The sequence below is a fragment of the Neorhizobium sp. P12A genome (assembly GCF_008365395.1).
Taxonomy (GTDB): domain Bacteria; phylum Pseudomonadota; class Alphaproteobacteria; order Rhizobiales; family Rhizobiaceae; genus Rhizobium.
This window is the reverse complement of sequence record NZ_QOVX01000002.1, coordinates 975,746-992,442: the sequence shown is the minus strand read 5'-3', so window position 1 is coordinate 992,442 and position 16,697 is coordinate 975,746. Positions and strand designations below refer to the sequence as shown.

At 59.5% G+C, this 16,697-nt stretch carries 20 protein-coding genes; 9 read left to right on the top strand and 11 right to left on the bottom strand.

The features are described from left to right. Positions 1–29 precede the first annotated feature (29 nt). The 3 genes from tam to DTW90_RS10855 all read left to right on the top strand — a co-directional run bounded on the left by tam (position 30) and on the right by DTW90_RS10855 (position 1,445). A complete protein-coding gene (tam, locus tag DTW90_RS10865) occupies positions 30–800 on the top strand; it encodes a trans-aconitate 2-methyltransferase (protein WP_149338159.1) in 771 nt (256 codons plus the stop codon). An 84-nt stretch (positions 801–884) separates the two neighbouring features. Beyond that, positions 885–1,151 (top strand): antitoxin of toxin-antitoxin stability system, encoded by a 267-nt coding sequence (locus DTW90_RS10860; protein WP_149338157.1) that lies wholly within the window; start codon positions 885–887, stop codon positions 1,149–1,151. Positions 1,152–1,157: 6 nt separating this feature from the next. Continuing rightward, on the top strand, positions 1,158–1,445 hold the full coding sequence (locus DTW90_RS10855; protein WP_149338155.1) for a type II toxin-antitoxin system RelE/ParE family toxin: 288 nt from the start codon (positions 1,158–1,160) through the stop codon (positions 1,443–1,445). A 29-nt stretch (positions 1,446–1,474) separates the two neighbouring features. Here the strand turns inward: DTW90_RS10855 and DTW90_RS10850 are convergent, their stop codons facing one another. Both DTW90_RS10850 and DTW90_RS10845 read right to left on the bottom strand, forming a co-directional pair. Then, complete coding sequence (locus tag DTW90_RS10850) at positions 1,475–2,824, bottom strand: metallophosphoesterase (RefSeq protein WP_149338153.1); 1,350 nt, start codon at positions 2,822–2,824, stop codon at positions 1,475–1,477. Between the two features lie 79 nt (positions 2,825–2,903). Continuing rightward, positions 2,904–3,299: a hypothetical protein gene (locus tag DTW90_RS10845; protein WP_132517725.1), complete on the bottom strand. Its 396-nt coding sequence runs from the start codon at positions 3,297–3,299 to the stop codon at positions 2,904–2,906. A gap of 226 nt (positions 3,300–3,525) precedes the next feature. Here DTW90_RS10845 and DTW90_RS10840 point away from each other — a divergent pair, with 226 nt between their 5' ends. Both DTW90_RS10840 and DTW90_RS10835 read left to right on the top strand, forming a co-directional pair. Beyond that, positions 3,526–5,079, top strand: a complete 1,554-nt coding sequence (locus tag DTW90_RS10840) for a helicase HerA-like C-terminal domain-containing protein (RefSeq protein WP_149338440.1) — start codon at positions 3,526–3,528, stop codon at positions 5,077–5,079. 112 nt (positions 5,080–5,191) lie between these two features. Then, complete coding sequence (locus DTW90_RS10835; protein WP_149338151.1) at positions 5,192–5,629, top strand: hypothetical protein; 438 nt, start codon at positions 5,192–5,194, stop codon at positions 5,627–5,629. 119 nt (positions 5,630–5,748) lie between these two features. On the opposite strand, the gene DTW90_RS10830 is transcribed toward DTW90_RS10835, so the two are convergent. From DTW90_RS10830 to DTW90_RS10820, 3 genes are all read right to left on the bottom strand, one after another. Continuing rightward, positions 5,749–6,522, bottom strand: coding sequence for a VOC family protein (locus DTW90_RS10830; RefSeq protein WP_149338149.1), 774 nt, complete (start codon positions 6,520–6,522; stop codon positions 5,749–5,751). A gap of 134 nt (positions 6,523–6,656) precedes the next feature. Further along, on the bottom strand, positions 6,657–7,130 hold the full coding sequence (locus tag DTW90_RS10825; protein WP_132517731.1) for a DUF1579 domain-containing protein: 474 nt from the start codon (positions 7,128–7,130) through the stop codon (positions 6,657–6,659). Between the two features lie 45 nt (positions 7,131–7,175). Further along, positions 7,176–8,183: an AraC family transcriptional regulator gene (locus DTW90_RS10820; RefSeq protein WP_149338147.1), complete on the bottom strand. Its 1,008-nt coding sequence runs from the start codon at positions 8,181–8,183 to the stop codon at positions 7,176–7,178. 93 nt (positions 8,184–8,276) lie between these two features. On the opposite strand from DTW90_RS10820, the gene DTW90_RS10815 reads away from it, so the two are divergent. Next, complete coding sequence (locus DTW90_RS10815; RefSeq protein ID WP_149338145.1) at positions 8,277–9,251, top strand: oxidoreductase; 975 nt, start codon at positions 8,277–8,279, stop codon at positions 9,249–9,251. A 189-nt stretch (positions 9,252–9,440) separates the two neighbouring features. Then, entirely contained in the window at positions 9,441–11,291 is a 1,851-nt protein-coding gene (locus tag DTW90_RS10810) for an SGNH/GDSL hydrolase family protein (RefSeq protein WP_149338143.1), read from the top strand. Positions 11,292–11,344: 53 nt separating this feature from the next. Here DTW90_RS10810 and DTW90_RS10805 read toward each other — a convergent pair whose 3' ends face one another. Both DTW90_RS10805 and DTW90_RS10800 read right to left on the bottom strand, forming a co-directional pair. Beyond that, positions 11,345–12,124, bottom strand: a complete 780-nt coding sequence (locus DTW90_RS10805; protein WP_149338141.1) for a VOC family protein — start codon at positions 12,122–12,124, stop codon at positions 11,345–11,347. Between the two features lie 148 nt (positions 12,125–12,272). Then, positions 12,273–12,995 (bottom strand): thioredoxin family protein, encoded by a 723-nt coding sequence (locus DTW90_RS10800; protein ID WP_149338139.1) that lies wholly within the window; start codon positions 12,993–12,995, stop codon positions 12,273–12,275. Positions 12,996–13,072: 77 nt separating this feature from the next. Here DTW90_RS10800 and DTW90_RS10795 point away from each other — a divergent pair, with 77 nt between their 5' ends. Both DTW90_RS10795 and DTW90_RS10790 read left to right on the top strand, forming a co-directional pair. Then, entirely contained in the window at positions 13,073–13,519 is a 447-nt protein-coding gene (locus tag DTW90_RS10795) for a MarR family transcriptional regulator (protein ID WP_149338438.1), read from the top strand. A 118-nt stretch (positions 13,520–13,637) separates the two neighbouring features. After that, complete coding sequence (locus DTW90_RS10790; RefSeq protein WP_132517743.1) at positions 13,638–14,477, top strand: hypothetical protein; 840 nt, start codon at positions 13,638–13,640, stop codon at positions 14,475–14,477. 21 nt (positions 14,478–14,498) lie between these two features. Here the strand turns inward: DTW90_RS10790 and DTW90_RS10785 are convergent, their stop codons facing one another. From DTW90_RS10785 to DTW90_RS10770, 4 genes are all read right to left on the bottom strand, one after another. Next, a complete protein-coding gene (locus DTW90_RS10785; protein ID WP_149338137.1) occupies positions 14,499–15,245 on the bottom strand; it encodes an RES family NAD+ phosphorylase in 747 nt (248 codons plus the stop codon). Continuing rightward, the gene (locus DTW90_RS10780) at positions 15,205–15,588 is read right to left on the bottom strand and encodes an MbcA/ParS/Xre antitoxin family protein (protein ID WP_149338136.1); all 384 of its coding nucleotides are present in this window, start codon (positions 15,586–15,588) and stop codon (positions 15,205–15,207) included. Before DTW90_RS10780 ends, DTW90_RS10785 begins: the two co-directional genes overlap by 41 nt. 71 nt (positions 15,589–15,659) lie before the next feature. Then, positions 15,660–16,034 carry a VOC family protein gene (locus DTW90_RS10775; protein WP_149338134.1) on the bottom strand — a complete coding sequence of 125 codons (375 nt, stop codon included), beginning with the start codon at positions 16,032–16,034 and terminating at the stop codon, positions 15,660–15,662. 166 nt (positions 16,035–16,200) lie between these two features. Further along, positions 16,201–16,623 (bottom strand): organic hydroperoxide resistance protein, encoded by a 423-nt coding sequence (locus DTW90_RS10770; protein WP_132517751.1) that lies wholly within the window; start codon positions 16,621–16,623, stop codon positions 16,201–16,203. Positions 16,624–16,697 lie beyond the last annotated feature (74 nt).

Sequence of the window (16,697 nt, the reverse complement as noted above, 5' to 3'; positions counted from 1 at the left end):
TGCTTTGATTGACAGGCAGGAGATCTCCCATGGCATGGTCCGCAAATCAGTATGTGAAATTCGAGGATGAACGCACGCGCCCGGCGCGCGATCTTCTCGCGCAGGTGCCGCTCGACAGCGTCACCCACGCGATCGACCTTGGCTGCGGGCCTGGCAATTCGACCGAACTCATCGTCGAACGTTTCGGCAAGGCCGGCGTCTCGGGCCTCGACAGCGACCTGAACATGCTGGAAGCGGCCCGCAAGCGCATGCCTGACACACCCTTCGTCGAGGCCGATCTTGCCACATGGCAGCCGAGCGAACCGGCCGACCTACTCTTCGCCAATGCCGTCTTCCAGTGGCTGCCGAACCATCTCGATATCTTCGACCGGCTGATGGACGGCCTGAAGTCCGGCGGCGTACTCGCCATCCAGATGCCGGACAATCTGATGGAACAGAGCCATTTGATGATGGAGGAGACGGCGCATGCCGGCCCCTGGCGCGAGGCCTTCGAAAAGAAAAGCGTCCGTCGCAAGCCCCTGCCCTCGCCTTCGGCCTACTATGACCGCCTGATCGGCAAATCCTCGCGGCTGGATATCTGGCACACCGCCTATAACCACCCGATGGAGAATGCGGCGGCTATCGTCGAATGGGTCAAGGGCACCGGCCTGCGCCCCTATCTCGACCACGCCGGCGAAGAGCACCGCGAGGCCTTCACCGCCGACTACCTGGAACGGATCACCAAAGCCTATCCGCCGCTTGCCGACGGCAAGGTGCTGCTGCGCTTCCCGCGGCTCTTCATGGTGACGGTCAAGAAGTAGGGCGGCGAAAGCAGGGGCGAAGGCGCCGGATTGCCGGTGGCCGAGAAATCGATATAGTTATACGTGTTTCTTTCGGAGGCATTCATGCCGAAAACCGGTTCCCTGAAACTCGACATCGATCCAGATCTGCACGCTCAATTCGATGCCGCGGCAAAGACGGCACACCGGGACGTGCAAGATCTCATCCTGGAATTCATGCAGGATTATGTCGCGCAGCAAAAAGAGGAGGAAGGCTACGACGCCTTCCTCCGTGCCAAGGTCGAAAAAGCGCGCATTTCAGCCGCCGCCGGCCACCTCATTTCGGGCGACGAGGTTGAACGGGACGCGGCAGCTTGGCGCTCGCGTTCCTGATGCTTCATGGCTGAGCTTTTCTGGACTGCGGATGCTGCCAAAGATCGCAAACGGATAAGAGCGTATATTGCCACAGAAAATCTCGATGCGGCCAAGGAACTCGACCTCAGATTTTCGGAGATCACGGAAAGACTTCGGCGGTTTCCGTTTTTAGGGCGCTTGGGCCGCGTTCCCGGAACGCGCGAGTTGGTCCCGCACAAACATTACAAGATAGTCTATCAGCTGAGCGGCGATATCGTGATCATCCTCACGATCCTTCACACCGCGCAGCAATGGCCTCCGTTGCAGGATTGAGAAGAGATAGGGCGAATTCGTCTCTCCCGCTATCTGAATGAAACCTGCAAACCGGTCCCTACGAAAGGCCGGTCGTCCGGGCCGTTCTGTCCGTGGCCCCTGCTCCAGTGCAAGGGCCAGACAAGACTCTCCAACCCCGTCGACGAGGCGGCCTCGAAGGAGGACCATGCGCTTTCTCCGTGCATCCGATAGAGGACGCCGCCCGGCCCCATCCCCGGATGGAGCAGTACATCCACATCGAATTCCCGATCGGCAGCAAGATCAGGGCCGAACCAGTAATGCGGGCTGCGCCCCGGCGTCCGCCCCAGTATCAGGGTCAGGGTCTGGCGCTCGCCGCGAAGGCCGAGCCATAGGGGTGCGATGGCACCGGGTGTGAAAGCCGAAAAGATAGTCTGGGCCGGCGCATGAGGCTGCCCGGAGGTTCTGCCGGTCAGCCGGAATTCGACAAAATCGTCCGTACCTCTTGGACCGGAGAATGAGGCGGAGCTTATGTCTGCGAGGAGTTCGCGCCACTCGCTATCGGCCTTGAGCAAGGGCGGCCATTGCAAGCGCTCGCGCACCGCGCCTTCCGTATCCAGGACCTGATAGCGCAGGCCTTCCTCATCCAGCGCCGCTTGGATGCAGTGCAGATATTCGGCGCCTTCGGGCATGCGATGCGCGGTCCCGGCGCCGGCCGTGCATATCTGCAGGACGCCCCGTTTCACCTGAACGTCGAATGCCAGGATATGGCTGCAGACATAGGCGAGCACATCGGCCTTGACGAGAATATCCCAGAAACGCTCCGAATATTCGTGCCCGATCTCCCGCTGATAGGTTCCCGAAAATCCGTTGACCGGAAAGACCGGATGGTGGCCAAGCACGATCTTATGCCGGGCATCGGCATGGCTTTCCAAGGTGGCCTGCAGCCACTCCATCTCGACATGACCCTCGCCGCCCAGCTCGGTCGCCAGTGTATGAACGAAGACGAGCAGCAGGTCGTCCCGGCGCACCCAATAGGCCAGACCCTTCTGTCCCTGCGGTCCGTTTTCCGGGAGCGACAGGATTTCGCGAAAGATCTCTTCGCTCATCCGGTCGTATGTCGTGTGATTGCCGGTCGTGTGCCAGAGCGGCGTTTTGGCGCGATCGAGCCAGCCCATTTCAACATCCAGCCAATGACGCCACTGCGCGCGCAGGTCATCGGCATCTGCCGTCAATCCAATCACCTCGTCGCCGGGAAACAGGATGAATTCCGGTGGCGGATCGAGCCTTTGCACGACTGTATTGACCGAGGCGAATGTCTGCTCGTGAAGAGCGCCGGGCACGCCGGAACAGGAATCACCGTAAAGGACGAATTGATGACCGCCTTTTGCCGGCAGCAGAGACGGAATGGATCTGGACATGTCGATCTCGGGATGGATGCGTCAAAAGTCAAAAAGCCCCGCGTTTGACCGCGGGGCTTTTCGTTGAATAAGCCTTGGCTCAGAGGAACTGGCTGAGGCCCGGCACCGAGTTGACCACTTCGTCGACAACCTGGTCGCCGGCGTGCTGGCGGGCGACCGCGATGGTTTCCTTGGCGAGGTTGGAGATGTCGCCCATGCCGAGGCCGTGGGTCATCAGTTCCTGGCCGAGCGCCATCAGGCCACCGCCGCCGCCGAGAGCGCCCATGATGCCGCCGAGAATGCTGCCGTCGCCGGTTTCAGCGCCGTTGTACTGGGCGACGAGATCGGAAGCACCCGGAATAGATTCGATCATCTTGGTGACCGGACCATCCGGCGCTTCGCGCTGCAGGAAACCGAGCATCATGCCGATGCCTTTTTCCGCGATATCGGGGGAAATGCCGGCTTTCGTTGCGATTTGATCTACGATTTCGTTCATGATGGCCTCCTGCCACTGCTCTTTGACGTTCACGTCAACGTAATTGAACCTATCGGGCCGCTCAAGCCCGGCATTAAGATCAGCCTTCGCTTTCGACAGCGAATGGTTGTTCCTCGCCAAGTCCCTGCTTATAACGACATGAATAGAATGGCATGACTAGCATGACATGAAAATAAAACTCAACGCGACGGGTGGGCGCGCGCAGCGAAACGAGGAGCCGGGACAGATGCCGCAGCAGCAGGATGGACAGATTTTCGTCGGCGCCAGCCGCAAGCCGGACGACAGTATCAACAAGGACGAATATCTGACGCTGAAATACGGCAACCGCCACGGGCTCGTGACCGGCGCGACCGGTACCGGCAAGACGGTGACGCTGCAGGTACTCGCCGAAGGTTTCTCCAAGGCCGGCGTGCCTGTTTTCTGCGCCGACATCAAGGGCGATCTGTCGGGTATCGCTGCCAAGGGCGAAGCCAAGGATTTCCTGGTGAAGCGGGCCGAGGAGATCGGCCTCTCGCCTTACACATTCGAGCAGTTTCCCGTCATTTTCTGGGATATCTACGGCGAAAAGGGCCATCGCGTCCGCACCACCATCGCCGAAATGGGGCCGCTGCTGCTGGCGCGGCTGATGGATGCATCGGAGGCGCAGGAAGGCGTGCTTAACATCGCCTTCAAGATCGCCGACCAGGGTGGCCTCGCGCTGCTCGATCTCAAGGATCTGCAGGCGCTGCTGAACTACATGAGCGAGAATGCCTCGGAACTTTCGGGCCAGTTCGGCCTGATCTCGCAATCCTCCGTCGGATCGATCCAGCGTGCGCTTCTGGTGCTCGAACAACAGGGTGCCGAGCATTTCTTCGGCGAACCGGCGCTTGCGATCACCGATATCATGCGCGTCAGCCAGCAGGGCTACGGCCAAATCTCCGTGCTTGCCGCCGACAAGCTGATGATGAACCCGCGCCTCTACGCGACCTTCCTCCTGTGGCTGCTGTCGGAACTCTTCGAGGAACTGCCCGAGGTCGGTGATCCCGACAAGCCGAAGCTGGTCTTCTTCTTCGACGAGGCGCATCTGCTCTTCAACGACGCGCCGAAGGTGCTGACCGAGCGTGTGGAACAGGTCGTGCGCCTTATCCGCTCCAAGGGCGTCGGCGTCTATTTCGTCACGCAGAACCCGCTCGACGTACCGGAAACGGTGCTGGCACAGCTCGGCAACCGGGTTCAGCATGCCTTGCGCGCCTATTCTCCTCGGGAACAGAAGGCTGTGAAGACGGCGGCCGATACGTTCCGTCCCAATCCGGATTTCAGCACGGCTGACGTCATCACCACGCTCGGAACCGGCGAGGCGCTGGTCTCCATGCTGGAAGCCAAGGGCGCTCCCTCGATCGTGGAACGCACGCTGATCCGCCCACCCTCCGGCCGCGTCGGGCCGGTAACGGATGCGGAACGGCAGGCCATCATGAGCGCAAGCCCTGTTGCCGGCGTCTATGACACAGATGTCGACCGGGAATCCGCCTATGAGATCTTGACGGCCCGTGCCCGCAAGGCGGCCGAGCAGGATGCCGCCAAGCAGGCGGAAGAGCAGCAATCCGGCAATGCCGGCAGCCGCTGGACCCTTCCGGGCTTCGGCAATGACGATCAGGCCGCCTCGAAAAACCAGCCTCGTGGTCGCTCCGGCTACCAGCGCGAAACGATCGTGGAAGCGGCGATGAAGAGCGTCGCGCGGACCGTGGCGACGCAGGTGGGACGGGCTTTGGTGCGCGGGATTTTGGGGAGCTTGAAGCGGTAGGGTTAAACCCTACCCTTGGGCCGGGTCTGAGCCTCATACCGGCAGTGCTGCAGGTGACTTCACTTTTGAAATTAACACCTGACCGTTGTATCTACTTTAGCGGCTCGGCGGCATGACTGCGATCATAATCCATGATTTGAAGGGCTTTAGGGAACGAAAATTCGCCGTGCCCCTGTCGATATTGACTAAGAGTTTGGATGAACTTTCCGGAAGCTTTCGATATCCATATGTCGATGGAAGCTTGCCAACCGTTCCTTTGCCAATCCGCCCCATAACGCAGCGCTGGCTCACCGTTGATATCTTCGACCCCTTGGAAGCGGCACGCCGTAAAGATCGGACGATCAGTGCGGTTATCGATCGTCGTTCGAATCGGGGTTCGTTTGTATCTCTGCCAAAGCTCGTCCCCGATCTATACAAAGTAATACTGATCGACTTCGTGCATTTGCAGGTACAGCCTGCGACCGTCATTGGGCGTTACTTCGTAAATATTCGAGGTAAATCGGCCGGAGTTGTGCATTTTTTCATATGCGCGATTCACGCCATAGCATGATTTATCTTCCCTTATGACTTCGAGAGAGCGCATTGTGCGCTCGTTCGCTGCGCCCCATGCAGGAATGACTGTGAACAAAACCGACCCGATAAAATAGAAAACGGCTAAATATCTGCGCATCACCGCTCCGGCGCATAAAGCGCGAACATCGCACCCTGCGGATCGAGACACTGCAAGCTCCAGCCGCCGCTTGGAACTTCGGTCGGGCCGTTGAGGATCATGCCGCCACCTATCCTGACGCGCTCCTTGGCGGTGTCGATCGAAGCCACGTTGAAATAGAAGATCCAGGAGGAGACGGGCATGTTGTCGGGTCTGGTCATCACGCCGCCCAGATCCTCGCCATCCAGCCCGAAGACTTTGTAATCATCGCTCTCATCCGGGTCGGATGTGCCGCTCTCTTCCCAGCCGAAGGCCCGCGAATAGAAATCGAAGGCCGCCTCGCCGTCGTCGGCATAGAGTTCGTGCCAGCCGGTGAAGCCCGGCTTTCCCATGGCGGCGGCCGGTTGTGGCAGGTCCGGCATGCCCTTGAAGAGCGCGAAGGCCGCGCCCTGGGGATCGCCGACAATGGCGAAGCGGCCGATGCCGGGAATATCGGCGGCGGCGCGATGCACGACGCCGCCATCGGTGACGATATCGGCGGCAACAGTATCGACGTCGTCAACCGCGATATAACCGAGCCAGAGCGGCGGGATGCCCATGCTGCGCGCGCTCTGGGACAGGGCCATCGAGCCGCTGACGGGACGCCCGTCGACGGTGAACATGGTGTAATGCACGCCCGCCACGCCGGCATCCTGCGCACCCCAGCCGATAATGTCGCGATAAAAGACCTCCGCGGCGTCCATGTCGGTCGTCATCAGCTCGTACCAGACAAACTTGCCATGCGTATGCGCCATTACCACTCTCCCCAGTGAGCGCCCGTCAGGAGAATGGTAGGGGGCAATCCGCCTACAGACAAGCCCGCAAAACCCAATCGTTTCAGGGCTATTGAGCTTTTTCTTATATCCGATGAAAGCCGCTAAGCTGACGATCAGCCCATTCGGCGATAGCGGACCATCATGAACTGGCGCCACGATCCCTCCGGCGTCATCACATGAGAGGAAAAGGTCCTGTTGTCATCGTCCTCGAAGGAAAGATGTTCGCGGTAGCGCGCCGTCTGCCCCTCGTTTTCGAAATCGGGGCCTGACGTGTCGAGCAGCAGCGTGCGGCCATCGGCGTCCAGCGCACCCTCATAGACCCACATGTGGTTCATCATGCTGCCGATCCAGCTGCCGACATATTTTCCCTTTGCCGGATCATAGCCAAGCGTCAGCACGCTGGATGCATCCGCGCCGTCAGGCATCTTGCCGTGGCCTTCCGCCAGGAACCAGACGCCATGCAGTGAGCGCACGTTTTCCAGCCATCCGTGCTCGTCCGTGCCGACATCGCTGCCTTCGGCGAGCATTTTCCAATTGCCCACGAGTTTCTGCAGAAACGCATGTTCCTTGGTGAGTTCCGCTTTCATCGCAATTCCTCCTTGGCGATGTTTCCGTGCTGAACCCAGGCAATGTTATGATGCGACCTTTAGGGCCAGGCGGGTCGCGGAACCTGTCATTGCCTGTCTTTCGATATTATCGGCCTCCTCGTCGAAGGCCGCATCATCCGAAGCCATGACAGAGCTCCGATAGCGCTTGGGAGCGATTCCGACCGCCCGCTTGAACGCATTGCTGAAAGCGCTCTCCGAGGCATAGCCAAGGGACAGCGCCAAAGCGGACACCGGCATCTTTCCTTCGCGTAGCGCACGTCTGGCAAGATGCATGCGCCAGCCAAGCAGGTAACCGAGAGGGGCGACGCCCGCAGCCTGCCTGAACCGCAGGGCGAATGTCGTCCGGGACATGCCGGCGGCTTTCGCCAGTTCGCCAAGCGTCCAGGCCCGACCGGGGTCATTGTGCATGAAGCGCAGGGCCGGCGCAATGCGGCTATCGGCGATCGCACGAAGCCAGCCCGCCTCCATCGCTTCGCCCGCCTCGACATAGGCGCGCAGGGCCTGAACGAACATCAGCTGCGCCAACTGGTTGCTAGCCAATCCCGCGCCGGGGCGCTCGGTGGCCATCTCGCGCATCAGCTGGTCGAGCAGCCAGCGCAGAACCGTTGCCTCATCGGCCGAGGCGCGGATGTGGATGACGGGAGGCAGCACGTCGCGCAGCAGGTCGCCTCCATCAGATTCCAGCGCGATGTGGCCGCCGAGATAGAAGAAATCGTCGCCTTCGCCATGGCGCGCCGTACCGCCGCGTCGGTCGGAAAAGACGGTGACGGCATCGACGGGCTCAACCGAGAGATCGCTCGCCAGCACGAAAGGATGCATGCCGTTCAAGAGGACGACGTCTCCAGCGCCCAGACTGATGGGCTCCATTCCATCGAGAACGAGCGAGCAGCGCCCCTTCGCAACAGCGCTGATCTTGATCCTGTCGGGCTTCGGGAAGCGCAGTGACCAGGCTCCGCCTGAGACAAAGCCGCCGGACAGGATGCAGCGTGCATTCAGGAGGGTGAGCGTATCGGAGAGAGGATCTGTGGCCATTCCGTACGATGACGCAATTAATCGGGACTTACAAGCATTCGAAATCCCGTCGCCTGACGCTACCCTGTTTCCAGACAGATAAGGAGTGACATCATGTCTACACCACAAGCGCCCGTCGGCTCGGGCTTCGGGGCCGCTTCGACGGCCGAAAACGTCATCCACGGTCAGGATCTTTCCGGAAAAGTGGCCATCGTTACCGGCGGTTATTCCGGCATCGGGCTGGAAGCCGCCCGCGTGTTTGCGGCTGCCGGCGCAAGGGTCATCATTCCCGCGCGCGACCAGGAAAAGGCGCAAAAGGCGATTGCCCCGTTCCCCGGACTGTCGCTGGAGACGCTGGACCTTATGGACCCCGCATCGATAGACGGGTTTGCGGATCGATTTCTCGCCACCGGCCAGCCCCTGCATCTTCTCGTGAACAACGCGGCCGTCATGGCAAACCCGCTCACCCGCGATGCGCGCGGCTATGAATCCCACTTCTCCACCAATCATCTCGGCCATTTCCAGCTGACCGCGCGGCTCTGGCCGGCTTTGTTGAAAGCGCAGGGCGCCCGGGTTGTGGCCGTCTCTTCGCGTGGGCATGTCTTTGCGGGCGTCGACTTCGAAGATCCGAACTTCGAGCATCGGGCCTACGATCCGCGCCTTGCCTATGGCCAATCGAAGACGGCCAATGCGCTTTTCGCGGTCGCGCTCGATGCACGAGGCAAGGATCATGGCATCAGCGCCTTCTCCCTGCATCCCGGCGGTATCGTCACGACAGGTCTCATCCGTCATCTGTCGTCTGACCAGATCGGCGCCTCCGGCTATGTCGATGCGCAGGGCAAGCCGATCATCGATCCCGAGCGGAACATGAAGACCGTCGAACAGGGTGCTGCAACGACCGTCTGGTGCGCCACCAGCCGGCAACTCGATGGTCTTGGCGGGGTCTATTGCGAAAACTGCGATATTTCGAAAGCCGTGCCGGCGGATTCGACCGAACTGCTCGGCGTGCGACCCTGGGCAATGGACCCGGCTTTTGCCGAGCGGCTATGGGCCCTCAGCGAGCGGCTGACGGGTGTCTCCATCGCGTAGGCACCCAGCCTGAAGGCCCGATCCTGGGTCATTCTAGAAAACTGCCATGCATTTGCCTTAATGGGCCTTCGCAAAGGCGTGGCAGTTTTTCAGCAAGCTCCAGGATTTCGGCGGGCGGCATTGTTCATGAAGTGTCTCTATTCACGACGTCATTTCAATCGGGCTCTTCTTTCATCGGCGATTGCTTCGGTGAGCGGGACAGCTGGCTTCCTTTCGTTCGCCGAACATGCCGGGGCTGCGGAAACCGACAACCGGGGGAAAGTCGTGCGCGGCCTCGGCCAGGGCATGCATGCGACGACGCAGACCTATAATACCAGCGCCGCATGGTCGTCGCTGGTCAGGACCGGCCATCGCAGCAAGACCCGGGCCTTCAGCCGCTCGAAAATCGTGATCCCAACCTTCATTCTGGAAAACAAGCTTCTTTCGGTCACCAGCCTGAGAGCAGAGGGCGATATAGGCACACTGAAGGTCGCCTCGACATCGGGCCTCGTCGAGGGGCAGCAGATCGAGATTTTCGGTGCCTCGCCGGCGGAATATAACGGAACGGCCCTTACCATCCATATCGTCGACGCCACCACGATCACCTACTTGATGCGAAAGGCCCCCGCATCTTCGCCTGCAACGGGGAAGATATCGGCGCAAACTCGCGAATTCATGGAAGTGGACCTCCCGCACGCCTACCGGTTTCAGGTTGCCCTCGAGGTCAGCTATGTCGATGCGTTGGCAGGCCTGACGACGCGTCGTCTTCCCTATCTCTTTTCGGGCGAAAGGACGGCGCTTTACAACGGTCCGGGAAGCAATCCGTCCGGTAGCATCGTTTCGGACTGGCTGGACCATCCCGAAATTCCGGCCGATGCCAAATTCGGCCTCTGGACCGTGACGGAGAACCAGCTCGGGCCAGCATCGCCTGCCGGGACGCTGCCGGTATCCTGGAATACCTGCAGCTTTATCAATCGCCATGAAGGGATTGTCGAAAACAGCCGCGGTCCCGATACCAACATTTCGTTCATCGACGTCGATGCGGCTGTATCACGAACGTCCGTGAACCCGTTCAATTCCGGCCAGGGTGGCGGCACGCAGGGCTTCTGGCCATGCCAGATGCTGATTGAATACGACCCGGGCGACAAGGCCGTCGCCATCTGGGGCGACAGCATCGGCGATGGCGTCGGAGAAGGCTCGATCGGCTCCGGAAGCCATGGCGACGCCATGGGGTCTAATCGCCGCAACAGGGGATATGTCGAGCGGGCAGTGGACGAAACGCTCGGCCTCAATATAGCGGCCAACCTGTCAAAGGGCGGCGACGGATACAAATACCTGTCGCTGACAGGAAACATCGGCAAGCGTCTCAATCTCCTGGCGCTTGCCAACCCTACCCACATTTGGTGGCAGATGGTCCATAACGACGTCTACCTCGACGATGCGCAGTTCCGCAGCGATGCCGCCAAGGTCTTTCAGCAAGTCAGGCCCATCCTTCCCGACGTGGTCCATGTGCATTCGCTATGCACGCCGGATGCGAGTTCCAGCCTGCCGGTCTCCTCGCTCACCGCTGACGGAACGACCGTCACGGTGCGGATATCAGACACATCCGTGCTGATCGACGGGCAGAACGTCACGATGTCAGGCGTTTCTCCGAGGGATTATGCCGGCACGTTTCCGATCCGCATCATCGATCCCACCACGTTCACCTATTCGCTTGCCGAGATTCCATCCGCACCGCCTGCAGGGACTCGTATCGTCTGCAACGGTCAATTCACCACGGAGACACAGCAAACGGCCGGTCTTGCATTCGGGGACGCGACGTCGAGCCGCGGGCGGAAGAACGAAATCATCCGCACCAGGACTGCACCCTTCGACATCATGTCCCGGATATTCGATCCAAACCCGACGGCAGAGGGCGGCTATTCCGGCGCGTCAGCCTCCGAGACCAGTCGGTGGAAGGCGGACGGCACGCCGTGGCGCTACACATTCGACGGCACGCACCCCAACAGCCACGGCTACAGCTCCATCGCGGCATCCGTCCCAGACGACTTTATTCAATAGTTCGCGGCGACTGACAGCGACCTGATGATCAGGCTGCCGCCAGGATCAGTCGCTTAGCGCTTCGGGGCGACGAGGCAGAAGAAGGCACCCTGCGGGTCCATGGCCTGGATGATCCAGCTGTCGCCGGGAACCTCTGTCGGGCCGTTCAGGACCTTGCCGCCGCCGGCTTTGACGCGCTCGATCGCTGCGTCAATGCCCGAAACAACGAAGTAGTACCCCCAGGCCGACATCGGCATTTCGGCCGGTTTCGTCATCATGCCGCCGGTCTGCTGACCTTGGTGAGCAAAGATACGATAGACGCCCATCGGGCCCATATCGAAATCGCTGTCCTTCGTCCAGCCGAATACCTTGGAATAGAAGGCCAGGGCTTGCTCGCTGTTGCTGGTATAGAGTTCGTGCCAGCCGATGCGGCCCGGAGTGCCCATGGGTATTTCCGGCGGTGGATTATCCATCGGCGCCGGTGTCATGATGCAGATAACCGCGCCCTGAGGATCAGCGACGACGGCGAAACGGCCGACGCCCGGAATATCTTCGGGCGGACGGCGGATCGCACCGCCATTGGCCGCAAAATCCTTTGCCGATTGATCAACGTCATCAACGGCAACATAGCCGGTCCAGTTCGGCGGGATGCCCTGCCCTTCCATCTCGGCGGGAAAATCCATCATGCCGGCCGCGCCGGTGCCATCAGCCTCGAAGATGGTATAGCGCGGCATGCCTTCCACCTGCATGTCGCTCGTCTTCCAGCCGACCACCGAGGTATAGAATTTCTCGGCTGCAGCCGTATCGGAGGTCATCAATTCGCACCAAATGAATTTCCCATGAGCATCGGACATCATGTCCTCCCTTGTAAACGCGTTGGCCTTGTGACGAGCTAGGTGGAAACCGGCGTCAAGTCGTATCCGCCGGCCAGTTATCAGAGAAAGCGCACTCCCCCTGCGCGCTCAGCTTAACATTGTCTTCGAGCATTCGCATGACGCTAGCTTAGTGATGACCGGCGGCGTCCCTCGGCGCGTCATATTCATCATGACGACGGACGAAATTCATCGTTGAATCCTCATTCCGACCCTTGGGCGCGAAATCGAGGATCATCAGCGTACCGATCAGTTCCTCACCGCCGCGGGCGTAGCTGGAATAGGTGTGGAATACATTCCCCGCCTCATTCTTATAGAAGGCACTGAGCCCGGGAAGCTCGTCATTTCCTTCTGCCGCGTCGATGGCCTCGAAATTGTAGAAGATCGATTTGCCGGCCAGATCATCCTTGGTGAAGGAGACATGATAGTCGAAATTGAAGTTGTTGGCGAATGAAGAAACCCAGGGGAATTTCCACGCCATGCGCTTCCTGTAGGCCTCGATCTTTTCAAGCGGCGCCCTCGAGACGGCAACCAGCGTAACGTCGTGATGGTTGAGGTGCGGCAAGGAGCCGTCGAGATGGTCGGCAAGGAAAGAGCAGCCGACACAGCCTGCCTGCCATTCCGGCCCGAGCATGAAGTGATAGATCATCAGCTGGCTGCGGCCATCGAAGAGTTCGGAAAGCGACTTCTTTCCCGCGGGCGTATCGAAGACATAGTCCTTGTCAACCTTCACCCAGGGCAAGCCTAAGCGTTCGGCGTTAAGGCGGTCGCGCATATGCGTGGCTTCCTTCTCCTTGGCCAGCAATGCACGGCGAGCTTCCAGCCATTCTTCGCGTGAGACGATCTCATTCATCTTCTGCGCCCTCCTCCGGCGTCTTCGGATCTCCATATTTCCTTGACTAATTGTATTGATATCAATATTAATTGAGCATGTCAAACCCGATCGAGATTCCCTTTTCCACGACGCTGCTGGTGCGCGACACCTGCCTCTGCCTGCATGTGCAGCGAGCGGCCCGCGCGCTCGCCCGACGCTTCGATACCGCGCTGAAGCCCGTCGGGCTGACAAACGGCCAGTTCTCCCTGATGATGTCGCTGAACAGGCCGGAGCCGCCGCCGATGGGGCCGGTTGCAGCGTTGCTTGCCATGGATCAGACGACATTGACGGCAGCGCTGAAGCCGCTGGAGCGTCGGGGCTGGGTATCGATCATGCCCAATCCGAAAGACCGACGCGGCCGGCTGCTCAGCCTGACGGCCGAGGGCAAGGCCGTGCTGGCAGCGGCGGTACCGATCTGGGAAAAGACGCATGAAGAGGTCGAGGCAAAGCTGCCGGATGGCGGCGCGAACATGCTGCGCCTCGATCTTATGGCATTGGCGTGAGGCAGTAGCCTGCGTGGAAAACACGCTATCTGCCACAATTTTTGCGCGCCTCTGGACTTCTAAAATTATTTGGGTTGTTCTTACCATATAACAACCTGAAGTCTGCTATGCAGACGCCATGATCTCTCGCGTCACGCTCCTATTTTGTCTGGCCGGTTGCCTGTTAGGTGCTGCCCTACTGACTAGGTCAGAGGGATCTTCTAATCGCCATTCAGATGCCGATATCGCCCTGCTCGCCTCGGATGCCCATGTCGTGATCGGCGATGTGCCCCTGATCGTACCATTCACAGCTTTGCCCGGTTTCGTGGAGCAACGACCAACTTTTTCATTGAATAAAAGCAGGGATCGTCAAGCGGGTAAAGAACGACTTGAGGCATTCCGACAAGCAGCAAGCGACGTGAACACAGCGCCAGCAATGGACAATTTGGAAATCAGAATCCGGACATATGGTTGGGATGACGCCGATGCGTCAATGCTGCGCGTCTGCTCCCGTCTGACGCGCCAATGGTCACGATCCATCTGCGATGATCCGTGGCATCCACTTCAGCAAACCCTACCGAATGGCAGTAGTACATTCTATCTCGCCGATGATCGAAAGCCGGACCTGTTTAAAGGATATTCTACAGTTGGAAGGGAAGACATGTCCGACCAGCTTCGCCAAATGCGCCTTGTCAAGGGAGCGGCATCGGTCGTGTGTGACAAGCAACCCAACTCTTCGAACAAGAGGTTCTGTACTGCGGCTGCCAATATCGAAGGGCATTTGATCGCGGTATGGTCTGTTTGGGACAGCGTCGGGGAAACGGCCGATCAGCAGGCCGAGCGTGAAGGGGCCGCAATCCGAGCATTTGTTCTCAACGGGCTTGGCGCGACCGAAAACTTTCCGGCCTTGCTGTCTGCTGTTTGCGGGCTGACGCAGCCTAACGCCCCCGAGGGTGTGCGTCCAAACCCTTGCTCGTAGTTGCTGCCACTATCCCGCAGATCAAATGCGCGGATCGCCTGAAAAATCGGCACGCGAAAAACCAATCCTGACGCGGGGAAAATCGCAGATCGCCTGAACGCCTACGGATGAGAGGCGGATACGCCATGTCTGACGCTCCACCGGTTCGCGCGCCGCGAAGGCCCGCGCCGTCAGGAGTGCGATATTCTTGCCATGCTCCGGGTCGCGAACGGACTGATAGAATATCGCGTCCATACCGGCCTCGCGTGCGGCATCGGCAAGCGCCTGACAGGCCTGATAATCGGTGAGGTCGGTCCATGCGTTTCGGTCGCGATCAAGCGGCGGCAGAGTCAGGTCGATCGCTGCCTTAGAAGAAATGGATGCGGCGAAGGCGGTGTATTCCGCGGCATTGGACGGAAGCGGGGTATCGGGGGAATCTGCGAAGAAAAGCAGCCGGTAGAAGGCCATTTCGGCGAGCGCCGTCTCGACCTTTTCGGAGGCATAGAAGACGCCGAGTGTGCGCCCTGCCCTGCGAAAACGCGATCCATGCGGATAGATCGCCCCATAGCGGAAGGGTGTCGCAAGGAGATAATCGAGACCTTCGCATTCCGGCGGCAGCGTCGGCTTGCTTTCGTCCAGCAGGTCTTCGAGGAGTTCCTGCTCCGCCAGCGTATCGACGAGTTTCAGCGTCGAGACCTGGTGCTGTGCCTCGACCAGCCGCCAATAGTGGCCGGAGATCTGATGGGCCTCAGACGAGAGCGCGGCGGGCGTCCAGATAGGCAAGGACATCGGTCAATCCGGCGATGGTGGTGATCTTGTCGGCGGGTGCTGCTCCGAAGGCGCGGTTTGCGTTGCGTAGCCATTGCCGCGCCACGGTCTCGTCGCCCCCGACGATCGCATCGAGCGACCGGAAGAGCCGGACGAACAGGACCGCAAGTTCGAAAGACTTGCTGCCACGCTCCAGGAAATAATCCTGCCGCTTCATCCGCGATATGCTCGCTTCCGACACGCCAAGCACGGCAGCCAACGAACGGGCCCTCAGCCCCAATCGTTCCGCAGCATTGGTGACAGCCTTGGTGATGACGGCCGCTTCCGGCGCCTGCCGGGCGGGGTCAGACACTATAATTGCCATGGCCACATCCTTTCTATGGAAAGAATATAGCAAATATTTTTCACAAGAAAAGATAAGACGCAGGATAATCGCTACTGCGTCGCTATCGACCGCCTATACTGCAGTTCGACCTTCAATCCTTCCGGACCGTAGACGAAGATCTGGCCGATATCGGTATCGGGAATCTCGCTAAATTCGTAGGGAAAGCCGGTGGATTTGACGCGCTCGACAATCCTCTCGAAGTCGTAAGGTCCGAACGCGCAATGATTGACCATGCCCTGGGGATAGCTGTCATCCCGATCGACCACATCCAGATGAATTGAGGGCTGGCCTTCAAGGTAAAGCCAATGACCGGGATTTTGAAACGGCGGCCTGTAGCCTCGCCTCGCCTGGACGACAGTTTCGAGAAAACCAATCATCGTCGTCGCATCACGGGTATGGATATTAACGTGATCCAGTTGCGGCATGGTCCCCTCCAGCTGCGGAAACGCTAAATATTAGCATCTACAAAATAAAAGGGATAGCCGTACTCCTTTTAGCCGGCACTACTTCAGATGCGGCTATCACAATAGCCGATGCCCTCCTTCTTTTTCGGAAGGAGGGCATCGCATCCAGGAGATGTCGTGCAGAGCGTTAGGCGACGGTGACCGGAACTTCGGTCGAGGTGCGCATGGCGTGGCTGTAGGGGCAGACGATGTGAGCGGCAGCGGCGAGCTTTTCAGCCTGAGCCTTGTCCATGCCCGGAATGTTGACCGTCAGCGCCACTTCGATGCCGAAGCCGGTGCCATCTTCGCGTGGGCCGATGCCGACAGTTGCGGAAACCTTGGTATCTTCAGGAACCTTTACGCCTTCCTTGCCGGCTACGAATTTCAACGCGCCGAGGAAGCAGGCCGAATAACCGGCAGCGAAAAGCTGCTCGGGATTGGTGCCGGTTGCGCCATCGCCGCCGAGTTCCTTCGGAACGGTCAGCGTCACATCGAGAACACCGTTTTCAGATACGGCATGGCCTGCGCGGCCACCGGTTGCGGAAGCTTTGGTTGTGTAGAGGATAGGCATGTCAGGCTCCTTTTCGGTTGGGATGATTTTATTTATCGCAATAAATAATGTTGCGCAACATAATTTTGTCGTTT

Coding starts and splice junctions, on each gene's coding strand:
- tam (WP_149338159.1), top strand. CDS start 30: ATGGCATGGTCCGCAAATCAGTATGTGAAATTCGAGGATGAACGCACG.
- DTW90_RS10860 (WP_149338157.1), top strand. CDS start 885: ATGCCGAAAACCGGTTCCCTGAAACTCGACATCGATCCAGATCTGCAC.
- DTW90_RS10855 (WP_149338155.1), top strand. CDS start 1,158: ATGGCTGAGCTTTTCTGGACTGCGGATGCTGCCAAAGATCGCAAACGG.
- DTW90_RS10850 (WP_149338153.1), bottom strand. CDS start 2,824: ATGTCCAGATCCATTCCGTCTCTGCTGCCGGCAAAAGGCGGTCATCAA.
- DTW90_RS10845 (WP_132517725.1), bottom strand. CDS start 3,299: ATGAACGAAATCGTAGATCAAATCGCAACGAAAGCCGGCATTTCCCCC.
- DTW90_RS10840 (WP_149338440.1), top strand. CDS start 3,526: ATGCCGCAGCAGCAGGATGGACAGATTTTCGTCGGCGCCAGCCGCAAG.
- DTW90_RS10835 (WP_149338151.1), top strand. CDS start 5,192: ATGACTGCGATCATAATCCATGATTTGAAGGGCTTTAGGGAACGAAAA.
- DTW90_RS10830 (WP_149338149.1), bottom strand. CDS start 6,522: ATGGCGCATACGCATGGCAAGTTTGTCTGGTACGAGCTGATGACGACC.
- DTW90_RS10825 (WP_132517731.1), bottom strand. CDS start 7,130: ATGAAAGCGGAACTCACCAAGGAACATGCGTTTCTGCAGAAACTCGTG.
- DTW90_RS10820 (WP_149338147.1), bottom strand. CDS start 8,183: ATGGCCACAGATCCTCTCTCCGATACGCTCACCCTCCTGAATGCACGC.
- DTW90_RS10815 (WP_149338145.1), top strand. CDS start 8,277: ATGTCTACACCACAAGCGCCCGTCGGCTCGGGCTTCGGGGCCGCTTCG.
- DTW90_RS10805 (WP_149338141.1), bottom strand. CDS start 12,124: ATGTCCGATGCTCATGGGAAATTCATTTGGTGCGAATTGATGACCTCC.
- DTW90_RS10800 (WP_149338139.1), bottom strand. CDS start 12,995: ATGAATGAGATCGTCTCACGCGAAGAATGGCTGGAAGCTCGCCGTGCA.
- DTW90_RS10795 (WP_149338438.1), top strand. CDS start 13,073: ATGTCAAACCCGATCGAGATTCCCTTTTCCACGACGCTGCTGGTGCGC.
- DTW90_RS10790 (WP_132517743.1), top strand. CDS start 13,638: ATGATCTCTCGCGTCACGCTCCTATTTTGTCTGGCCGGTTGCCTGTTA.
- DTW90_RS10785 (WP_149338137.1), bottom strand. CDS start 15,245: ATGTCCTTGCCTATCTGGACGCCCGCCGCGCTCTCGTCTGAGGCCCAT.
- DTW90_RS10780 (WP_149338136.1), bottom strand. CDS start 15,588: ATGGCAATTATAGTGTCTGACCCCGCCCGGCAGGCGCCGGAAGCGGCC.
- DTW90_RS10775 (WP_149338134.1), bottom strand. CDS start 16,034: ATGCCGCAACTGGATCACGTTAATATCCATACCCGTGATGCGACGACG.
- DTW90_RS10770 (WP_132517751.1), bottom strand. CDS start 16,623: ATGCCTATCCTCTACACAACCAAAGCTTCCGCAACCGGTGGCCGCGCA.